The sequence below is a fragment of the Curtobacterium sp. UCD-KPL2560 genome, assembly GCF_001705035.1.
GTDB lineage: Bacteria > Actinomycetota > Actinomycetes > Actinomycetales > Microbacteriaceae > Curtobacterium.
The window spans coordinates 14,341-33,179 of record NZ_MCIG01000031.1; the positions used below are offsets into that span (position 1 = coordinate 14,341).

Here is an 18,839-nt window from a genome sequence, read left to right on the forward strand (position 1 = left end):
ACGGACCGGGGGTGGTCGCCGGTATCGTCGGAGCATGGCCCTGTTCGGACGACGCAGCAAGCACGACGTGCGCGACCGCCCCGTCAGCCAGGTCGAGCTGAAGCGCGCGGTCGACGAGGGGTTCCTCATCGCCAAGGCCGCGGTCGTCGTGGCCGTCGCGAACCGCGTCATCACGAACTCGCTGCGCGACCAGGGGTACTTCGACCACGCGGTCGTCGCCGAGTCCGTGCGTGAGGAACTGCACCGGCTCGCCGAGGAACAGCGCGGTGACGCCGCCCGGATGCGCGAGATCCGGTCGCGGTCGAGCAAGCAGACCGGGCGCTCCCGGCACCAGCACGACTACCGCCGCGGGGACGACCTCAAGCTCCGCACGCGCGAGGCCACGTACGAGCAGCTCGCCACCATGCTCGACCGCCGCCGCGAGGACCAGGGGTTCGTCGATGGCATCGTCCTGCAGGCCCGGGCACGTGCGTGGGACGACATCGGCACGACGGTCGTGGGACGGCTCGGCTGGGCGCAGCGACCGACGGAGGACTACGAGATCGGCCGCGACGAGCGCCTGCAGCAGATGCTCGACGAGGACTTCGCCGAGCTGCTCGCGGCGCACCCGGTCGGCTCCGGGACGCCCGAGACCGTGGCAGCGGACGCCGACGAGCCGGACGAGGGCGACGGGCCCGAGGACGGCACGGACCCGGCGGACGCGGACGCGGCGCGGCCCTGACCGTGGAACTTGATGTTCCAGTACCGGTCCGGTACCCTGGACAGGTAACGCCCCAGGACCATTCGGCACCGTCGGACTCCTGGGGCAACTGCGTTCCGGGGGGAAGGTGCAGGCGTGGTCGACATCTCCGAGCTCGAGCGACTCCCTGCGGTGGTGAGTGCGCCGCGGCTCGCCCGGTACGAACAGCGCTACCGCGGCAGGACCGATCTCGACAGTGTCCGCCTGCTGGAACGGGAGCGTCGCGCCGTCGACGATGCCCTCGCGACGCTCCGGAGGCGCGGTGTCGCGGATCCGAGCGCGGGCCAGGTCGTCGCGGCGTCGAACTTCGGTCTCGGGGTCGGCCTGACGGACGCGGGTGTGCCACGGCACCCCACGCTGAGCTACGAGACCGCACTCTGGCAGCCCCGCATCGTCCGAGCGTTCCCGAACCTGGGCACCACCCGGCGGAAGCAGCTGCACCGGCAGCTCGACGACCTGCGCCGCTTCCGCAACCGTCTCGCCCACCACGAGCCGGTCTTCGACGCACCGCTCGAACGGATCCGCGCGGACCTCGTCGCGGTCGCCCGGGCGGTCGACCTCGACGCAGCGACGCTGATCGGGTCCGCTCAGCGCATCGACGCCGTGCTCGCGCGGAAGCGGGATGCGATCGAACGGGGCTGCACGGTCATCTGACCGGGCCGCAGGACGAGAGCCCGCGCAGCCGCCGGTCCCTAGGCTCGTACCCATGGTTGATGCGGTGGTCGTCGGAGCCGGACCGAACGGACTCGCGGCGGCGGTGACACTCGCCCGCGCGGGCTTGTCGGTCGAGGTCGTCGAGCGGAACGACACGATCGGCGGGGGAGCGCGCACCGCCGAGCTCACGCTGCCCGGGTTCCACCACGACGTCTGCTCCGCGGTGCACCCGATGGCGCTGCAGTCGGAGTTCTTCCGGCTGTTCCGCCTGGAGGACCGGATCGAGCTCCGCCTGCCCGAGGTTCAGTACGGCCACCCGCTCGACCGCGGCGACGCCGGCATCGCGTACCAGGACGTCGAGCGGACCGCGGCGGAGCTCGGCGTGGACGGCCCGGCCTTCCGGAACCTCATGGCGCCGCTCGCCCGCAGTGCCGACCAGGTGGCCGACTTCGCCACCGACGCCCTGCTGCACGTGCCGCGGCACCCGCTCACCGTGCTGCGCTTCGGACTGCGCGCGCTCGAGCAGGGGTCCGCGGCCTGGAACGTGCGGTTCCGCGAGCAGGTCGCCCCGGCGATGGTCTCCGGGGTCGCGGCGCACTCGATCCAGCACCTGCCGTCCCTGGCCACCGCCGCCGCGGCCCTGTCGCTCGGCTCGTACGCGCACGCCCGGGGCTGGCCGGTGCCGATCGGCGGCAGCCAGGCGATCGTCGACGCGCTCGCCGCGGACCTCGTCGCGCACGGCGGGACGATCGAGACCGGCCGCGAGGTCCGGTCGCTCGGCGACCTCACCCCCGCCAAGGCGGTGCTCTTCGACACGAGCGTCCCCGGCATGCTCCGGATCGCCGGGAAGCAGATCCCGACGCCGAAGCGCGGCGCCCTCCGCCGCTTCCGGTTCGGCAACGCGGCGGCGAAGGTCGACTTCGCGCTGTCCGACCCGGTGCCGTGGACGAACGAGGCGCTCCGGAAGGCCGGCACGGTGCACATCGGCGGCACACGCGCCGAGATCGCCGGGGCCGAGCACGCCGTCGCGCACGGTCGGCACGCGGAGCGACCGTACGTGCTCGGGTCGGAGCCGACCGTGGTCGACCGGAGCCGGGCTCCGCGCGGCAAGCACGTCTTCTGGGCGTACGCGCACGTGCCCGCTGGCTCGGACGTCGACCCGACCGAGGCGGTCGTGCGGCAGATCGAGCGCTTCGCGCCGGGCTTCCGCGACACCGTCCTGCAGTCGGCCAGCCGCACCGCGGTGCAGATGGCCGAGTACAACCCGAACTACGAGGGCGGGGACATCGCCGCGGGCGCCGCGAGCTTCTGGCAGCTGGTGAAGCGACCGGTGCTGTCGAGCGACCCGTGGCGGATGGGCGGCGGCATGTACCTGTGCTCCGAGGCGTCCGCCCCGGGGCCCGGCGTGCACGGCATGGCGGGCTGGCACGCCGCGAAGAGCGCCCTGCGCCACACGTTCGGGCTCCCCGACGACGTCGATCTCGCACCGGAGGAATGACCATGGCGAAGAACGTCCGCAACCTGCGCTGCACCCCGGAGGACGTGTTCGACGTGCTCCGCGACGGTTGGCTCTACCCCACGTGGGTGGTCGGTGCGTCGCGGATGCGCGGTGAGGAACGCGGTTGGCCGGCGGTCGGCACGAAGATCCACCACTCGTTCGGCGTCTGGCCGTTCGTGATCGACGACACCACGACGGTGCTCGAGTACGACGAGCCCCGTCGGATGGTCATCCAGGCGCGCGGCTGGCCGGTGGGGGAGGCCCGCGTCGAGATCGAGGTCGCCGAGCACCCCCGCGGTTGCCGGGTGACGATGCGCGAGAACCCCGTCGCGGGTCCGGGCACGCTCGTCCCCGGGTTCATCGCGCAGCCGGGCATCTGGATCCGGAACCACGAGAGCGTCCGCCGGCTCGGCTGGGTCGCGGCGGGTCGCGCGCAGAGCCGCTGACGGCGGTCGTCCGCGGCGGCGGCTGCGTCGCCACCGGCGCGGGGTCGCCGACACGGCGGACGGGAGGCCCGTGGCGGCGCCGCCACGCGCCTCCCGTCCGTCGCGGACCGGCGTCTACTGCTCCCGGCTGAACGCGCTCGCGCGCGCGACCTGGTCGTCGGTCAGGGCCACGCCCGTGTACCGCTCGAACTGCCGGGCGGCCTGGAGGGCGATGACCTCCGCCCCCGTGACCACGTGCGTGCCGGCGGCCCGTCCGGCGCGCACGAGCGGGGTCTCGGAGGGGAACGCGACGACGTCGAACACCGTGTGCGCGGCGTCGACGCGGTCCTGGGCGAACGCGAGGGTGTCGGCCTGGTCGCCGTCCATGCCGAGCGGCGTGACGTTGACGAGGACGTCCGCGTCGCCGGCGGCGTCCTCGGTGGCGACCCACCCGTAGCCGTACTGCTCGGCCAGGGCCGGCCCGGTCCGGTCGTTCCGCGCGACGACGGTCAGGTGGCCGAAACCAGCGCCGCGGAACGCCGCCGTGACGGCCTTCGCCATGCCGCCGGAGCCGCGCAGCAGGACCCGGGAGGCCGTGTCCACGCCGTGCGAGGCGAGCAGGGCGGCGACGGCCTCGTAGTCGGTGTTCGACGCGGTGAGCACGCCGTCGTCGTTCACGACCGTGTTGACCGACCGGATCGCCGCGGCGGAGTCCTCCACGACGTCGACGAGGGGGATGATCGCCTCCTTGAAGGGCATCGACACCGAGCAGCCGCGGATGCCGAGGGCCCGCACGCCGGCGACCGCGCCGGGGAGGTCGGTCGTCGTGAACGCCTTGTAGACGGCGTTGATGCCGAGCTCGTCGTACAGGAAGTTGTGGAAGCGGGTGCCGATGTTGCTCGGGCGTGCGGCGAGCGAGATGCTGACCTGCATGTCCTTGTTCAGGATGGGCATGCCGGAGAGTCTCGCACGTCCGGGCGTCCCCCGCTCCCGTGCCGATGGAGCGGTCCACCATCCGCGTCGTCGAGCGTGCACGTCGACCGCTGACCGGCGTCCCGTCCGGACGGGTTAGTGTGACGGGATGCCCGTCTCCGTGTTCGACCTGTTCAGCGTCGGGATCGGCCCGTCGAGCTCCCACACCGTCGGGCCGATGCGTGCCGGTGCGTCGTTCGCCGCACGGGTCGCCGGAGCGCCGGTGGCCGCGGTGGACGTGCACCTGTACGGGTCCCTCGCGTCGACGGGGCACGGGCACGGCACGCTCGGTGCGGTCCTCGCGGGGCTGACGGGGTCCGACCCGGAGACGGTCGACCCGGACGAGATGGCAGCGTCACTCGCCGAGACCGAGCGCACGGGGCAGCTCCGGCTGGCCGGTGGCACGGTCGTGCCGTTGCGGCAGGCCGACATCGTCCTCCACCCGCTGACCATGCTGCCGCGGCACCCGAACGCGATGCGCCTCGTCGCGCGCGACGCCGCCGGGACCGTGCTGGACGAGGAGACGTACTACTCGATCGGCGGCGGGTTCGTGACGAGCGACGGCGACGCCGCGCCGGCCGACACCGCTGCCGTCGCGGAGGCCGCCATCCCGGTGGACGACGCCGTCCCGTACCCGTTCTCGAGCGGCGCCGAGCTGCTCGCCGCGTGTGCCGCGTCCGGCCTGCCGGTGAGCGGCGTGGCCCTGGCGAACGAGACCGTCACGCGCACCGCCGACGAGGTCCGCGCCGGCCTGCTGCACGTGCACGACGTGATGCGCGAGAGCGTCGAGCGCAGCATCCGGCGCACCGGCACCCTGCCCGGCGGGCTCGAGGTCCGGCGCCGGGCGGCGAACTGGTACGAGCAGCTGCTCCGGGACGACCCGCACCACGACCCGCTGTTCGCGATGGAGTGGGTGAACCTGACGGCGATGGCCGTGAACGAGGAGAACGCCTCTGGGGGCCGGGTCGTCACCGCGCCGACGAACGGTGCCGCCGGGATCATCCCCGCGGTGCTCTCCTACGCCCTGACCTACGCGTCCGAGGTCGCCCCGGACGAGCGGGACGACGCCGTGGTGCGGTTCCTGCTCACCGCCGGTGCCGTCGGGTCGATCTACAAGGAGCGCGCCTCGATCTCCGGGGCCGAGGTCGGCTGCCAGGGCGAGGTCGGCTCCGCGGCGTCGATGGCCGCGGCCGGGCTCGCCGAGGTCCTCGGTGGCACCCCCGAGCAGGTCGAGAACGCCGCCGAGATCGCGATGGAGCACAACCTCGGGCTGACCTGCGACCCGATCGGCGGCCTCGTGCAGATCCCGTGCATCGAGCGGAACGCGATCGCGGCGAACAAGGCGATCAACGCGGCGCGGATGGCCCTGCGCGGCGACGGCGTGCACCACGTGTCGCTCGACCAGGTCGTCGAGACGATGCGGCAGACCGGCGCCGACATGTCGACGAAGTACAAGGAGACCGCGATGGGCGGTCTGGCGGTGAACGTCCCGCTCTGCTGAGGAGCGGACGGCGGGTCAGCCCTCCTGCATCTCCAGCGAGCAGGACTCCGGCGCGACGTGGTGCTGACCGTCCTCGGCCCGGACCACCAGGAGCGGTCGGCTGTTGCCGTCGAGGACGTCGACGGCCGTGCCCTCGACGAGCAGCCCGCGGTCGTGGAACCGCACCACGGCGTGCATCGGGACGTCGTCGGTGGTGACCGGACGCCAGCGTGCGGGACGTGTGAGTTCGGTTTCCATCCGCCCATCATGCGGGATGTCCACTTCGCGCACCGAATCGGCGAGGCCCGCTCACCCGTCGCCGCGGACGCTCCCGGACGCTCCCGGGTAGCGTCCGGCCCATGAGCGAGCCCGACCGCGACCACCTCGACGACGGTGTCGACATGACCTTCGACGAGCGACGGCAGGACACCCTGCGGCGCATGTCCGGCTCGGACGCGCACGACGCCGACCCCCGCGTCGAGGTCTCCGAGGCGCAGGACGGCACCGTGCGGATCGACGTCGCGGACACCGCGGCGGTCCGCCCGGGCGACGCGACCGCGAGCGACCCGCGGACCGACGAGCAGCAGGACACGACGCACCGGCACTGACCCCGGCCAGTCGGCGCCCGTCGGTCAGAGCGTGTCGAACAGGAGCGCCAGTCGACCGGTGTCGGGCCGCCGCACCCGGATCGCGCGCACGCCGTAGACCTCGGCGACGAGCTCCTCGGTGAGCACGTCCTCAGGGGTGCCGGCAGCGACCGCGCGACCGGCCGCGAGCACCACGACCGCGTCGCAGTGCGCGGCGGCGAGGTTGAGGTCGTGCAGGGCCACCACGGTCGTCACCGGCAGGTCGGCGACCAACCGCAGCAGGTCGAGTTGGTGCCGGACGTCCAGGTGGTTCGTCGGCTCGTCCATGAGCAGCTCGGTCGGCTCCTGCGCGAGCGCCCGGGCGATCTGGGCGCGCTGGCGTTCCCCGCCGGACAGCCGGTGCCACGACGCGTCGGCGCGGTCGGCCAACCCGACCTGACGGAGGGCGGCGTCCACCGCGGTGGCGTCCCGTGCGCGGTCCCCGCCGAGGACCGTCCGGTGCGGGATGCGCCCGAGCTCGACGACGTCGCGGACCGTGAGCGCGGCGTCGGTCTCGGCGTGCTGCGTGACGGTGGCGATGCGCCGGGCGACGTCGCGGCGGGAGCGACCGGTGACCGGTGCACCGTCGAGCTCGACCTGCCCGGCGTCGGGTCGAGCGGCCCCCTGGAGCAGGCGGATGAGCGAGGACTTGCCGGAGCCGTTCGGGCCGAGCAGCCCGACCGTCGTGCCCGGCTCGGGGTGCAGGGAGACGCCGTCGACGACGATGCGGCCGCCGCGGCTCCAGACGACCTCGCGCGCGGTGACGGTCACGAGCGCGACCGCCGGTGCACGAGCAGGGCGACGAAGGCCGGGACGCCCACGAGCGCGGTGCCGACCCCGACCGGCAGCGCGGTCGGCTGGAACGCCACGCGGGACACGGTGTCGACCCAGGTCATGAAGAGCGCGCCGAGCAGGATCGTGACGGGGACCACGCGTCGGTGCCGTTCCCCGACGAGCAGGCGGGCGGCGTGCGGCAGGACGAGCCCGACGAAGCCGATCGCCCCGGCGATGCTGACCAGGACCGCGGTGAGCAGGGCGGTCGCGACGAGCAGCAGCACGCGGGTGCGCTGCACGTGCACGCCGAGCGAGGCCGCGACGTCGTCGCCGAACGCGAACGCGTCGAGGCTGCGCGCCGCGACGAGAGTGACGACGGCGCCCACCGTGACCGTGCCGACCGCGAGCCAGACCTGCGGCCACCGCATGCCCTCGAGCGAGCCGAGCAGCCAGAACATCACGCCCCGGGTGGCGTCGGCGTCCGCGAAGGCGAACACCACGAACGAGGTCACCGCCGAGAACAGGTGCGTCCCGGCGACCCCGGCGAGGACGATGCCCTGCGAGCCGTTCGAGGTGTACCGCGCGAGCAGCAGGACGAGTCCGAACGCGAGCAGCGCCCCGAAGAAGGCGCCCGACGACAGCCCGAGCGCCCCGCCACCGACCCCGAGGACGCCGATCAGCACCGCACCGGTCGACGCCCCGGACGAGACGCCGAGGACGAACGGGTCCGCGAGCGGGTTCCGGAGCAGCGCCTGCAGGACGACGCCGCACAGACCGAGCCCGGCTCCGCTGGCGGCCGCGACGAGTGCCCGGGGCAGTCGCTCCTGCCAGACGATCGCGTCGTCGGTCTCGGTGACCGGGATCTGCGCGGACGCGAGGTGGTTGAGCAGGACGTCGCGCACGTTGACGAGCGACACGTCGGCCGGCCCGAGCGTCGCCGCGGCGCCGACGGACAGCGCGACCGCGACGACGCCGACCAGCACCGCGCCCGTCACGACCAGCGAGCGGGCCAGGGGCGACGGCCGCCACCCGACACCGCGTCGGAGCGCCGTGCTCACCGGTCGTCCCCGTGCTCGGCGGACCAGTGCGCGATCTTCTCGAGGCCGTCGACGAACCGGATGGACGGGTTGAGCTCGGCGCCGTGCAGCGCGACGAACCGGTGGTTCCGGACCGCGTCGAGGTCCTTCGTCAGCGGGTCGTGCTCGAGGAAGGCGATCTTGTCGTCGAGCCGGTCGCCGGGGAACCGGTCGCGCTGGAGGTCGCCGAGCACGATCACCTGCGGGTCGGCGGCGACCACCTGCTCCCACCCGACCGCGGGCCAGTCGTCGCGCGACGACCGGAACACGTTGTCGAGTCCGGTCTCGTCGGCCAGGAGCTGCCCCGACCCGAGACCGCCCGCGACGTAGGGCGTCTTCGTGTCGGCGAACCAGAAGAACGCCCGCTGGCCGTCGAGGTCGGTGCGCGCGGTGGCGGCCTCGGCGCGGGCGCGCAGCTCGGCGACCAGGGCGGCGCCGCGGCGCTGCACGTCGAACACCACGGCGAGGTCGTGGATCTCGCGGTAGAGCTGCTCGGTGGTGAGGGCCTGCGTGCGCTTGCCGCCGCCGTTGATGCTGACGTCGCCCTCGCAGTCGGTCGGGGACAGGTACGAGCCGATGCCGGTCTCGGCGAGGCGCTCACGGCTCGCGACACCGCCCTGCCCGTAGTGGCGGCCGAACGACGCGGTCACGAAGTCGGGCCGTGCGTCGAGCAGCACCTCGTAGGTGGGGGCGTTGTCGGACAGCCGGGGGACCCGCTCGTTCGCGGCGGCCAGGCTCGGCAGGACCGGGTCGGTCCACGAGGCGGTGCCCACCATCCGGTCCGCGAGGCCGAGGGACAGCAGGATCTCGGTGGAGTTCTGGTCGAGCGACACGATGCGCTGCGGGGCGGACTCGACGGTGACCCGCCGACCACAGTCCTCGATCGTGAGCGGGTAGGACGTGGTGCCCTCGCCGGCCGTCGCGGTGCCGGTCGCCTGCGGGACCGCCTCGGAGGCACCGCAGCCGGTGAGCGCGAGGAGCGCGAGGGCGACGACGCCGGCGACGAGTGGTGGGCGGGCAGCGTGGGACCGGAGCACGTGGAGCACGAAGGAGAGGCTAACCTAACCTCGCGCTCGACGACACGTCACCGATCGGCCCCCGCACGCCGGGGACGGTGGCGCACGGCATGATCGTCGGGTGCACCTCGTCCTCCACCGCGTCGACGGCGGCGTCACCGCGACGCCCCTGACCGACGCGGGGGAGTCGGCCGGTGCGCCGACCCGCCTGGACGAGCCGCGCCTCCCGGCCTTCGTCGCGGCCCACGACGGACCGGACGTGCGCTGGGTCTGGGACGACACCGCGCGCTGGTACCCGGCCGTCCTCGCGGCCGGCGGCCGCGTCGGCCGCTGCACCGACCTGCGGCTGACCCGCCGCATCCTGCGGCACGCGCTCGCGACGCGGGGCACGGCGCTCGCCGCGGCTCCCGAGGACACCTGGGACGGACCCGGTCTGGAGGCGCGGGTCACCCGCCCGACGCAGGCCCGGCTGTTCGACGACGCGCTCTTCACCGTCGCGCCCCCCGACGACGACGCCGATCCGGTCGTCGAGCTGCGCGCGCAGCTCGACGCGGTGGCCGCGTCGACGACGCCCGGAGCGCTCCGGCTGCTCACGACGGCGGAGTCCGCGGGCGCGCTCGTCGCCGCCGAGGTGCTGCACGCCGGCCTGCCGTGGCGGCGGGACGTGCACGAGCGGCTGCTCGAGGACGCGCTCGGACCGCGGGTGCCGCCCGGGGTGCGGCCGCGCCGGCTCGAGGAGCTCGCGGTCGAGCTGCGGGAAGCCCTGGGCGACCCCGCGCTCAACCCGGACTCGCCCACCGACGTGCTCCGGGCGCTGCGGGCGGCCGGGCTCGCGGTGACGAGCACGCGCAAGTGGGAGCTGCAGGAGCTCGACCACCCGGTGATCGCCCCGCTGCTCGAGTACAAGCGGCTGTCCCGGCTGCTGACCGCCAACGGGTGGGCGTGGCTCGACGAGTGGGTCCAGGACGGCCGGTTCCACCCGCGGTACGTCGTCGGCGGGGTCGTCACCGGGCGCTGGGCGGCGGACGGTGGCGGAGCGATGCAGCTGCCGCGGACCGTCCGCGCCGCCGTGGTCGCCGACGAGGGCTGGGCGTTCGTCGTCGCCGACGCCGCCCAGCTCGAACCGCGCGTCCTCGCCGCGATGGCCGGCGACCGGGCGATGGCGACCGCCGGGGACGGACGCGACCTGTACGACGGCGTCGTCGCCTCGGGGGCCGTCGAGACGCGGCAGCAGGCCAAGGGTGCGATGCTCGGCGCGATGTACGGCGCGACGCAGGGCGACGCGGGACGGCTCGTGCCCCGTCTGGCGCGGGCGTTCCCGGCGGCGCTCGGCCTGGTCGACCGCGCGGCCCGGGCGGGGGAGCGCGGCGAGCCCGTGACGACGCTGCTCGGCCGGACGTCGCCCGTCCCCGACGAGGCCTGGTTCGCCGCGCGCAACCGGGCGTGGTCGGTCGAGGGCACCACGGCGCAGCAGCGGGCCGTCGAGTCGCGGTCGCGGAGCTGGGGCCGGTTCACCCGCAACTTCGTGGTGCAGGGCACGGCGGCGGAGTGGGCGCTCGCGTGGATGGGGTCGCTGCGGGCACGGCTCGCCGCGCGGTTCCCCGGGCCGGTGACGGCCGGGCCGCACCTGGTGTTCTTCGTGCACGACGAGATCGTGGTGCACACGCCGGTCGAGCACGCCGCGTGGGTGGCCGAGCAGGTCCGGGCCGCGGCGGAGGAGGCCGGGCGGCTGCTGTTCCGGGACTTCCCGATCGTGTTCCCGCTGTCGGTGTCGACCGTGCGGGACTACGGCTCGGCCAAGGACTGACGGCCGGTCCGAGCGATCGCGGTTGCGGACGGCGGGTCGTGCCCGTGCGCTCGCGGGTGCGTCGTGCCCGAGCGCTCGCAGGTGCGTGCGTGCAGGGTGGGGCGATGCAGCGAGCGGAGCACGAGGAGCCGGACCGGCCCGTCCGCGCGGTCGCCCGGCAGGCCGAGCAGGCGGAGCGGGCCTCGGCGGACGTCGACCGGCACGTCGGCACGGTCGACCTGACGTCCTGGCGGTCCCGCGCCGGCCACGCCACCGCCGAGGCCTGGGCCGCTGCCGGACGCCGCTACGGCGCGCTCCCGGTGCTCGTCCTCACGCTGCTCGTCGGGATCGGCGTCGCCGTGACCGCGACGTGGGCGGCCTCCGAGGTCTACGACGCCGTCCGCGCCTCCGACGACGTCGCCGTGCTCGACCGGCCGGTGCTCGACTGGATGCTCACGCTGCGCTCCCCGTTCGCCGACCGCGCGGTCACGTGGTGGACCGACATCGCGGGGACGATCGGGATGCCGATCGTCGCCGTCGGCTTCCTCGTCGGGTTCACCGTGCAGCGCCGCGCCTGGACGCCGTTCGTGCTGCTCGTCGCCGCGAGCGGAGGATCGCTCCTCATGACGATCGCCGGCAAGGACCTCATCGGGCGGGCACGTCCCCCGCTGTCCGACGCCGTGCCGCCGTACGAGCACTCGCCGTCGTTCCCGTCCGGGCACACGCTCAACGCCACCGTGGTGGTCGGCACGATCGTCTACCTGCTCATCCTGCGCCAGTCCCGCACCGTGACCCGGGTGCGGACGATCGTCGTCGGCACCCTGTTCGTGCTGTCCGTCGGCGTCTCGCGGGTGTTCCTCGGGCACCACTGGACCACCGACGTCCTGGCGGCGTGGGCACTCGGCCTCGCCTGGCTGGCCCTCGTGGTGACCGCCCACCGGCTCTACCTGACCGCCCTGCACCGCGGCGCGGACCCGGTCCGCCGCTGAGCGTGGTCAGGCGGCCACGGTAGGTTCCGAGGCATGGCAGATCGGCTCTTCGGCGGCAGGTACCGCGTCACGGGAACCCTCGGACACGGGGGCATGGCATCGGTGTACCGGGCCGTCGACGAGCAGCTCGGACGCGAGGTCGCCGTCAAGGTGTTCCGCATCGGCGCGGTGGACCACGGCGAACGGGCACGCGCCGAGGCCGAGATGCACACCCTCGCCGCACTCCGCAGCCCCGCGCTCGTGACCCTGTACGACGCCGCGCTCGACGACGTCGACGGCGACTCGTACCTGGTGATGGAGCTCGTCCCCGGCAGCGACCTCGACACCCGCCTGCGCGAGGGGCCGCTCGACCCGGGGACGACCGCCCGCGTCGGGTCCCAGGTGGCCGACGGCCTGGCGGCGGTGCACGCGCAGGGCATCGTCCACCGCGACGTGAAGCCTGCGAACGTGCTGCTCGAGAGCGACGGGGAGCACGTCAAGCTCGCCGACTTCGGCATCGCCCTGCTCCGCGACGCCGCCCGGGTCACCGGCACCGGCACCGTGATCGGCACGGCCGCCTACATCTCGCCCGAGCAGGTCACGGGCCGCGAGGTCACCGGCAAGGCCGACGTGTACGCCCTCGGCCTCGTGCTGCTCCAGTGCCTGACCGGGGAGCGGCCCTTCCCCGGTAGTGCGGTGGAGTCGGCGACCGCACGGCTGACCCGCGGGCCGGAGATCGACCAGCACCTGCCGACGGCGTGGCGCACGCTGCTGCACGTGATGACGGCGCAGGACCCCGCCGAGCGGCCCACCGCGGCCGAGGCGGCCCAGCGGCTCCGTGCCCTCGGCCGTGACGACGCCGCTCCGGCGACGCAGCTGCTGCCCGGCGGACCCGGGACCATGACGCGCGCCGCCGCCGGAGCCGCCGGTGCCGCTGCCGGTGCCGCACTCGGATTCGGCGCAGACCCCGCCCACGGCGACGCGGCGACCCAGGCGATGGCGACGCCCGGTGCGCCGGACACCGCGACGCGCGCGTACGACCGCACGGCGGTGCTCGGGCAGAGCGGTGCCGGTCGTCCGGCCGGTGCGGGCTCGGGCGGGCAGGACGACGTCGCCACGACGATCCTCGGGACGCAGGGGAGCCGGGGCGGTGCAGCTGCTGCCGGTGCGGGCGCCGGTGCCGGTGCCGCGGGCGGTGCTGCCGGGGGACGCGGCGCGGGCGGCGCGGGCCGGGACACGGACGGCTCCGGCCGCCGACGTGGCCTCGTGATCGCGGCCGTCGTGGTCGGGCTCCTCGTGCTCGCGGGCATCGGGTTCGCCCTGTTCGCGTCGGGTCGGGACGGCAGCACCCCTGCCCCGACCGAGTCGAGCCAGCCCGCCAGCCCGTCCTCGGAGCCCACGAGCGGCACCGACGACGAGCCGAGCGAGCCCGCCGAGCAGCAGCCGAGCGAGCCCGAGGAGCAGCCCAGCGAGCCGGCGCAGCAGGAACCGAGCGAGCCCGCGCAGCAGGAGCCGAGCCAGCCCGCCGACGACCCGACCGTGGGCCCGCAGCCCGGCGGTCCGGCGTCGAACCCCGTGCAGGCACCGCAGGGCGGCACCGGGACCGGACCCGGCAGCGGCGGACCCGGGGCGACCGGCGGCAAGGGCAAGGACAAGGGCGCGGGTGCCGTGGACACCACGAGCGACAAGCGCACACGGACGGGCACCGACACGGGCGCTGTCACCGGTACGGAGAGCGTCGCGGTGCCGACGACGGCGCCCGCCATCGGCTGAGACGCGACGGCGACCTCCCGGCGTCCACCAAGCGACCACGGGCATGCTCGTCCGCATGTCGTTCGCGAACTCCTTCGACCCGTCCGGTGGCCGCGCGATCCCGGAGGACGAGGTGACGGAGGACGGCCTCGAGCTCGACGCGGACACCGCGGCCGCGCTGGGGATCTCGTTCGACGTCGTCGACGGCGCCACGGCGGACCCGACCCGGGTGTCCCCGGTGGACGTCGACGTGCCGAGCGCGCCCACCGAGGACTGAGCGGGCGACGCCGGCCACCCCGACCGGCGCCCCACCGAGCGCCTCGGGGAGCTCAGCGGCTCAGGGGACGGTGTGCCCCGCCGCCGTGAAGATCCGGTACCACTCCTCGCGTGACAGCACGACGTCCGACCCGGCCGCGGCGTCCCGGACGCGCTGGGGGTTCGTCGTGCCGAGCACCACCTGGAAGTGCGCGGGGTGCCGGGTGATCCACGCCACCGCGATGCCGGTCGGGGTCACCCCGTGGGCGGCGGCGACCTCGTCGAGCACGTCGTTCAGCTCGGCGTAGTGCTCCCGGTCGCCCAGGAACACCCCGTCGAAGAAGCCCTTCTGGAACGGCGACCAGGCCTGCAGCGTGATCCCGTTCATCCGCGCGTGGTTGAGGACGTCGTTGTCCCGGTCGACGGACTGGTCGAGCCCGCCCATGTTCGCGGCGACGCCCTGCGCGATGACGTTCGCGTGCGTGATGCTCAGCTGCACCTGGTTGAACGCGAGCGGCTGCCGGACCGACCGCTTCAGCAGCTCGACCTGGCCGGGGGTGTGGTTCGAGACGCCGAAGTGGTGCACCTTGCCGGCGGCGTGCAGCTCGTCGAACGCGCGGGCGACCTCTTCCGGCTCGACCAGGGCGTCGGGGCGGTGCAGGAGCAGGACGTCGACGTAGTCCGTGCGCAGGGCCTCGAGCGAGTCGTGCACCGACTCGACGATGTGCTCGTACGAGAAGTCGAAGTACCCCTGCCGGATGCCGACCTTGGTCTGCAGCTGGATCGCCCCGCGCTCGGAGGACGACAGCGTGACGGCCTCGCCGAAGCGGGCCTCGCAGCCGTGCCAGCCGCCGTAGATCGCGGCGTGGTCGAACATCGTGACGCCGGCGTCCCGGGAGGCGGCGTAGAGCGACCGGATCTCCTCGTCGCTCATGTCGGTGATCCGCATGAGCCCGACGACGACGTCGGACGCGGTGAGGTCGGTCTGTGGCAACTCCAGTGTCTTCACGCGCCCGATCCTGCCAGGGGCGCACCGGGCCAGGCAGGCCCTGTCGGTGCCACCGACGTCGCGGGGACACCGGGCGCCCCGGCGCGACCAGGGGGCGGACAGGAGGCGCGTGGCGGACGGGCGCCGCGCCTCCCGTCCGACGGGTGGCCAGGGGCGGACGGGAGGCGCGTGGCGGTCGGGCGCCGCGCCTCCCGTCCGACGCGTCAGCGGTCCGTCAGCGCGCCCCGACGTGCGCCGGGGCGAGCAGGCCCAGGTACGTCAGGTCGTCCGCGACCTTGCTGATGAGCGCGTGGTCGAGCGGCGGGATCTCCGGCGAGCCGAGCGGCCGGACGTCGCGGACCGCGGCGGCGAAGTCGTCGGCGGGGATCGACGAGCCGGCGTGCGGCGCCTCCGGTGCGGCGAACGCGTGCAGGAGGGGCAGGACCGAGCGTGCACGGTCCTCCTCCGGCAGTGCCGTGAGGGCGTCCCGGAACCGCGTGACCCACTCGGCGTGGTCGGCGACCCGCTCGACCGGGTGCCCGTCCTCGACGAGCCAGTCGACGAAGGTGTCGAGCGAGACGCCGTCGTCGTGCGGGTTCACGACGTTGAAGGTCCGGTACCCCTCGGTGACCGCGGCGCCGATCGCGTCGATCGCGGCGGCCGTGAAGTCCGCCGGCAGCCCGTCGTAGTGCGAGCGCTGCCGACCGCCGTCCGGGCCGGGCTGCACGAACGACGCCGGGGCGAGCCCGGTCGCGAGCACGCTCCAGACCAGCCGGGTGAAGACGTCGGGCAGGTTCACCTGGCCGCGCCACCGCGGGTGTGCCAGGACCATGTCCGAGCGGAACACCGCGACCGGCACGCCGTACCGCTCGTGCGCGTCGTGGAGCAGCACCTCGCTCGCCCACTTGCTCGCGCCGTAGCCGTTCGCGTACTCGTCGGCGATCGTCCACGTCGGGATCGTCGTCCGGACGTCGGCGCGTTCGAGCAGCGCCGCGGGGACGTCGGGTGCGACGTCCTCGGTGGCGCTCGGGCGGGCACCGCCGGCGACCGCGACGCTCGACACGAACGTCACGGGCACGCTCCCGGCGGCGATCGCGAGGCGCAGGACCTCGGCGGTGCCGACGACGTTCGGGCCGAACAGCGCCGTGTAGGGCAGCACGTGGTTCACGAGCGCGGCGACGTGCGCGACGAGGTCCACCCGCGCCGCGAGGTCGTGCCACCGGCCCTCGTCGAGTCCGAGCAGGTGCTCGCTGACGTCGCCGGCGACGACCTCGAGCGCACCGCCGAGCTCCGCGAAGCGCGCGGCGAACGCGGGGTCGGCGGTGAACGCGGCCTCGAGTCGGCGGCGGGCGTCGGCGTCGTCGGCACCGCGGACCAGGCAGACCAGCGTGCCGCCGACGGGGGCCAGCCGCTCCAGCCAGTCGATCGCGGTGAAGCGGCCGAGGTAGCCGTTCGCGCCGGTGAGCAGGACCGTGCGGGGCGTGGTGCCGGCGCCGGTGCCCGCGCTGGTGTCTGGGTCGGTGCTGGTGCTGGTGCGGCCCTGTCCTTCGTTCGTGGCCCGGGTGACCGGTTCGGGCACCGTGCCGAGCAGGCGGTCGAGGCGCAGGTCCTCCGCGCGCAGCACGGTCGGGTCGGCACCGTGCACGCGCGTCACGGTCGGTCGGTCCTCGGCGGCGGTGCGCTCGACGTACGCGGCCACGGCGGCGAGGTCGTTCGTCGGGTCGGTGATGACGCCGACGGGGACCTCGGCCTCGAACACGTCCTCGAGGATCCCCGAGAACGTCAGCGCGGACAGCGAGTCCCCGCCGAGGTCCGAGAAGCGTGCGGCCGCGGCGGTCTCGGTGGACACCTCGGCGCCGAGGAACTCGCGGGCGGCCCGGACCACGGTGTCGACCGTCGGCTCGTCCGCCACGTGTTCCCGGAGCGCGGCGACGAGGGTGCCGCTCTGCTGCTCGGCGACGGCGTCGTACACGGCGGCGAAGCGCTCGCCGTACCGCTCGGTGAAGCGCGGGCGGAGGAGCTTCCGGGCGTCGGAGAGCATGCCGTTCTCGACCGTGAAGGGGTCCGGCTCGACGATCACGCCGCGGGGGACCTCGTACGGGGCGAGACCGTGCTCGCGCGCGGTGCGCTGCAGGGCGGCGAGGACGTCGTGCTCGGTCGCGGCCGGGTCCTCGGGGACGACCACGGCGAGCAGGAACGCGTGCCGGCTGTCGCCGTGCAGGGCGACCTGGCGGACCTCGGGCGTGCCGCCGTACACCGCCTCGAGCGCGGCGACGGCGACGAACTCGCCCTGCGACAGCTTGATGACGTTGTTCCGGCGGTCGAGGTACTCGTAGGTGTCCGGGCCGGTCTGTGCCATGACGTCGCCGGTCCGGTAGAAGCCGTCCTCGTCGAACACCGCGGCGGTGACGTCCGGGCGACGGAAGTAGCCGGGGATCACGGCCGTGCTCTTCACGAGCAGCTCGCCGCGGGGGTGCGGCCGGTCGGTGACCCGGTAGCCGAGCTCGGGGACGTCGACGAGCTTGTGCTCGGTGACGGGCGGCTGCTGGACGACGCCGTCGCGGAGGATGCTGCCGGCCTCGGTCGAGCCGTACAGGTCGTGCAGGGTCGTGCCGAGGCACCCCTCGATGTACGCGCGCAGCTCGGGGGTGAGCGGGGCGCTCGCGCAGATCGCCTGACGCACCCGACCGCCGAGGGCACGGACCCGCAGGTCGGCCTGCACGGCGGCGCGGACTGCCGCGGGGTCGGAGTCGGCGCCGGCCGCGGCCGTCCGTCGCTGCTCCTCGCGCTCGCCCTCCTGCCGGATCATCTCGGCCACGCGCGGCACGAGGACCAGCTCGGTCGGGGTGTACACGCGCAGGTCGTCGAACAGGGTCGACAGGTCGGTCGAGGTCGCGAGGGCCACCGTCCCGCCCCGGCCGAGGGTCGCGAGCACGGCGGCGCGGCCGGTCAGGTGGCTCAACGGCAGGTAGGCGTAGCCGACGACATCGGCGGCCGGGGCGGCCTCGGCCGGGGCGGTCGTCGCGTCGGGGGCCGCGGAGTCGGGGCGCAGCGCGTGCCACAGCCGCTCGACCATGGCGCGGGTGTACATCGCGCCCTTCGGGGTGCCGGTGCTGCCCGACGTGTAGAGCAGGAGCGCGAGCGGGTCCTCGCCCGGCGCGGGCTGCCACGGGGTCGGACGGGGGAGCCCGGCACCGCGGCGCACGAGCGCCTCCAGGGTCGCGGGGGCGGCAGCGGCGTCGCTGCCGTCGCCGTCCTCGCTGCCGGCGCTGTCTCCGCTGCCGTCACCGTCCTCGCTGCCGGTGCCGTCGAGCAGCACCGTCCGCACGTCGGCGTCCGTCCCCTCGGTCACCGCCCGGGCCGTCGCCGCGTGCTCCGCCGTGACGCCGAGCCACACGGGCTCGGTCTCGTCGACGATCGCGCGGAGCGCCCCGACGGGTGCGCTCGCCTGCAGCGGCACGCTCACCGCGCCGAGGATCCACGCGGCCAGGTCGAGCGTCAGGAGGTCGGCGGTCGGGGCACCGAGCACCGCGATCCGGTCCCCGGGCGTGACGGTCTCACCGAGGGCCGCCGCCACCGCGCCCGCCCGCTCCCACAGCTCCCGGTAGCTCGTGTCCGTGACGGTCGCGCCGTCCCGGTGCCGCAGGGCGGGTCGGTCGGCGTGCTGTGCGAACACCGCCTCGACCGAGGTGTCCACGAGCCCCTGCTCGTCCCGTCCCTGCACGTCGTGTGCCTGCACTGCCTGCTCCATCGTTCGCCCCTTCGTCGTTCCGTCGAGCGCGCCCCTGCGCACCCGTCCCGGCGCTCAGCGAGCGCCGCCCCCGCCCCCG

The 18,839-nt window shown here is 74.7% G+C and carries 17 protein-coding genes; 10 read left to right on the forward strand and 7 right to left on the reverse strand.

Annotation, left to right across the window (positions count from 1 at the left end; translation table 11 throughout):
- Positions 1-34: 34 nt before the first annotated feature.
- The 4 genes from BEP24_RS09050 to BEP24_RS09065 all read left to right on the forward strand — a co-directional run bounded on the left by BEP24_RS09050 (position 35) and on the right by BEP24_RS09065 (position 3,337).
- On the forward strand, positions 35-721 hold the full coding sequence (locus BEP24_RS09050) for a hypothetical protein (protein WP_065962554.1): 687 nt from the start codon (positions 35-37) through the stop codon (positions 719-721).
- Between the two features lie 114 nt (positions 722-835).
- Positions 836-1,393 carry a hypothetical protein gene (locus tag BEP24_RS09055; RefSeq protein ID WP_065962556.1) on the forward strand — a complete coding sequence of 186 codons (558 nt, stop codon included), beginning with the start codon at positions 836-838 and terminating at the stop codon, positions 1,391-1,393.
- A 52-nt stretch (positions 1,394-1,445) separates the two neighbouring features.
- Positions 1,446-2,891 carry an NAD(P)/FAD-dependent oxidoreductase gene (locus BEP24_RS09060; protein ID WP_065962557.1) on the forward strand — a complete coding sequence of 482 codons (1,446 nt, stop codon included), beginning with the start codon at positions 1,446-1,448 and terminating at the stop codon, positions 2,889-2,891.
- 2 nt (positions 2,892-2,893) lie between these two features.
- Positions 2,894-3,337 carry an SRPBCC family protein gene (locus BEP24_RS09065; RefSeq protein WP_065962561.1) on the forward strand — a complete coding sequence of 148 codons (444 nt, stop codon included), beginning with the start codon at positions 2,894-2,896 and terminating at the stop codon, positions 3,335-3,337.
- A 114-nt stretch (positions 3,338-3,451) separates the two neighbouring features.
- On the opposite strand, the gene BEP24_RS09070 is transcribed toward BEP24_RS09065, so the two are convergent.
- Positions 3,452-4,270: a shikimate 5-dehydrogenase gene (locus BEP24_RS09070; protein WP_065962563.1), complete on the reverse strand. Its 819-nt coding sequence runs from the start codon at positions 4,268-4,270 to the stop codon at positions 3,452-3,454.
- 127 nt (positions 4,271-4,397) lie between these two features.
- On the opposite strand from BEP24_RS09070, the gene BEP24_RS09075 reads away from it, so the two are divergent.
- The gene (locus BEP24_RS09075; RefSeq protein WP_065962565.1) at positions 4,398-5,789 is read left to right on the forward strand and encodes an L-serine ammonia-lyase; all 1,392 of its coding nucleotides are present in this window, start codon (positions 4,398-4,400) and stop codon (positions 5,787-5,789) included.
- Between the two features lie 15 nt (positions 5,790-5,804).
- On the opposite strand, the gene BEP24_RS09080 is transcribed toward BEP24_RS09075, so the two are convergent.
- Positions 5,805-6,026, reverse strand: a complete 222-nt coding sequence (locus BEP24_RS09080) for a hypothetical protein (RefSeq protein WP_065962566.1) — start codon at positions 6,024-6,026, stop codon at positions 5,805-5,807.
- A gap of 101 nt (positions 6,027-6,127) precedes the next feature.
- On the opposite strand from BEP24_RS09080, the gene BEP24_RS09085 reads away from it, so the two are divergent.
- Complete coding sequence (locus BEP24_RS09085) at positions 6,128-6,376, forward strand: hypothetical protein (RefSeq protein WP_065962567.1); 249 nt, start codon at positions 6,128-6,130, stop codon at positions 6,374-6,376.
- A gap of 24 nt (positions 6,377-6,400) precedes the next feature.
- Here the strand turns inward: BEP24_RS09085 and BEP24_RS09090 are convergent, their stop codons facing one another.
- From BEP24_RS09090 to BEP24_RS09100, 3 genes are read right to left on the reverse strand one after another with little or no spacing between them, the layout of a single operon-like run.
- The gene (locus BEP24_RS09090) at positions 6,401-7,165 is read right to left on the reverse strand and encodes an ABC transporter ATP-binding protein (RefSeq protein WP_065962570.1); all 765 of its coding nucleotides are present in this window, start codon (positions 7,163-7,165) and stop codon (positions 6,401-6,403) included.
- Positions 7,162-8,181, reverse strand: a complete 1,020-nt coding sequence (locus BEP24_RS09095; protein WP_065962582.1) for an iron chelate uptake ABC transporter family permease subunit — start codon at positions 8,179-8,181, stop codon at positions 7,162-7,164. Before BEP24_RS09095 ends, BEP24_RS09090 begins: the two co-directional genes overlap by 4 nt.
- Before the next feature lie 41 nt (positions 8,182-8,222).
- Positions 8,223-9,290: an ABC transporter substrate-binding protein gene (locus BEP24_RS09100; protein WP_253181641.1), complete on the reverse strand. Its 1,068-nt coding sequence runs from the start codon at positions 9,288-9,290 to the stop codon at positions 8,223-8,225.
- A gap of 91 nt (positions 9,291-9,381) precedes the next feature.
- On the opposite strand from BEP24_RS09100, the gene BEP24_RS09105 reads away from it, so the two are divergent.
- From BEP24_RS09105 to BEP24_RS09120, 4 genes are all read left to right on the forward strand, one after another.
- On the forward strand, positions 9,382-11,067 hold the full coding sequence (locus BEP24_RS09105; RefSeq protein ID WP_065962571.1) for a bifunctional 3'-5' exonuclease/DNA polymerase: 1,686 nt from the start codon (positions 9,382-9,384) through the stop codon (positions 11,065-11,067).
- A gap of 104 nt (positions 11,068-11,171) precedes the next feature.
- Complete coding sequence (locus tag BEP24_RS09110; RefSeq protein ID WP_083230245.1) at positions 11,172-12,035, forward strand: phosphatase PAP2 family protein; 864 nt, start codon at positions 11,172-11,174, stop codon at positions 12,033-12,035.
- 33 nt (positions 12,036-12,068) lie between these two features.
- Positions 12,069-13,787: a serine/threonine-protein kinase gene (locus tag BEP24_RS09115; protein WP_083230246.1), complete on the forward strand. Its 1,719-nt coding sequence runs from the start codon at positions 12,069-12,071 to the stop codon at positions 13,785-13,787.
- A gap of 55 nt (positions 13,788-13,842) precedes the next feature.
- Entirely contained in the window at positions 13,843-14,043 is a 201-nt protein-coding gene (locus BEP24_RS09120; RefSeq protein WP_141693410.1) for a hypothetical protein, read from the forward strand.
- Between the two features lie 60 nt (positions 14,044-14,103).
- On the opposite strand, the gene BEP24_RS09125 is transcribed toward BEP24_RS09120, so the two are convergent.
- Both BEP24_RS09125 and car read right to left on the reverse strand, forming a co-directional pair.
- Complete coding sequence (locus BEP24_RS09125; protein WP_139266513.1) at positions 14,104-15,030, reverse strand: aldo/keto reductase family oxidoreductase; 927 nt, start codon at positions 15,028-15,030, stop codon at positions 14,104-14,106.
- 214 nt (positions 15,031-15,244) lie between these two features.
- Entirely contained in the window at positions 15,245-18,760 is a 3,516-nt protein-coding gene (gene car / locus BEP24_RS09130; protein WP_065962576.1) for a carboxylic acid reductase, read from the reverse strand.
- Positions 18,761-18,839 lie beyond the last annotated feature (79 nt).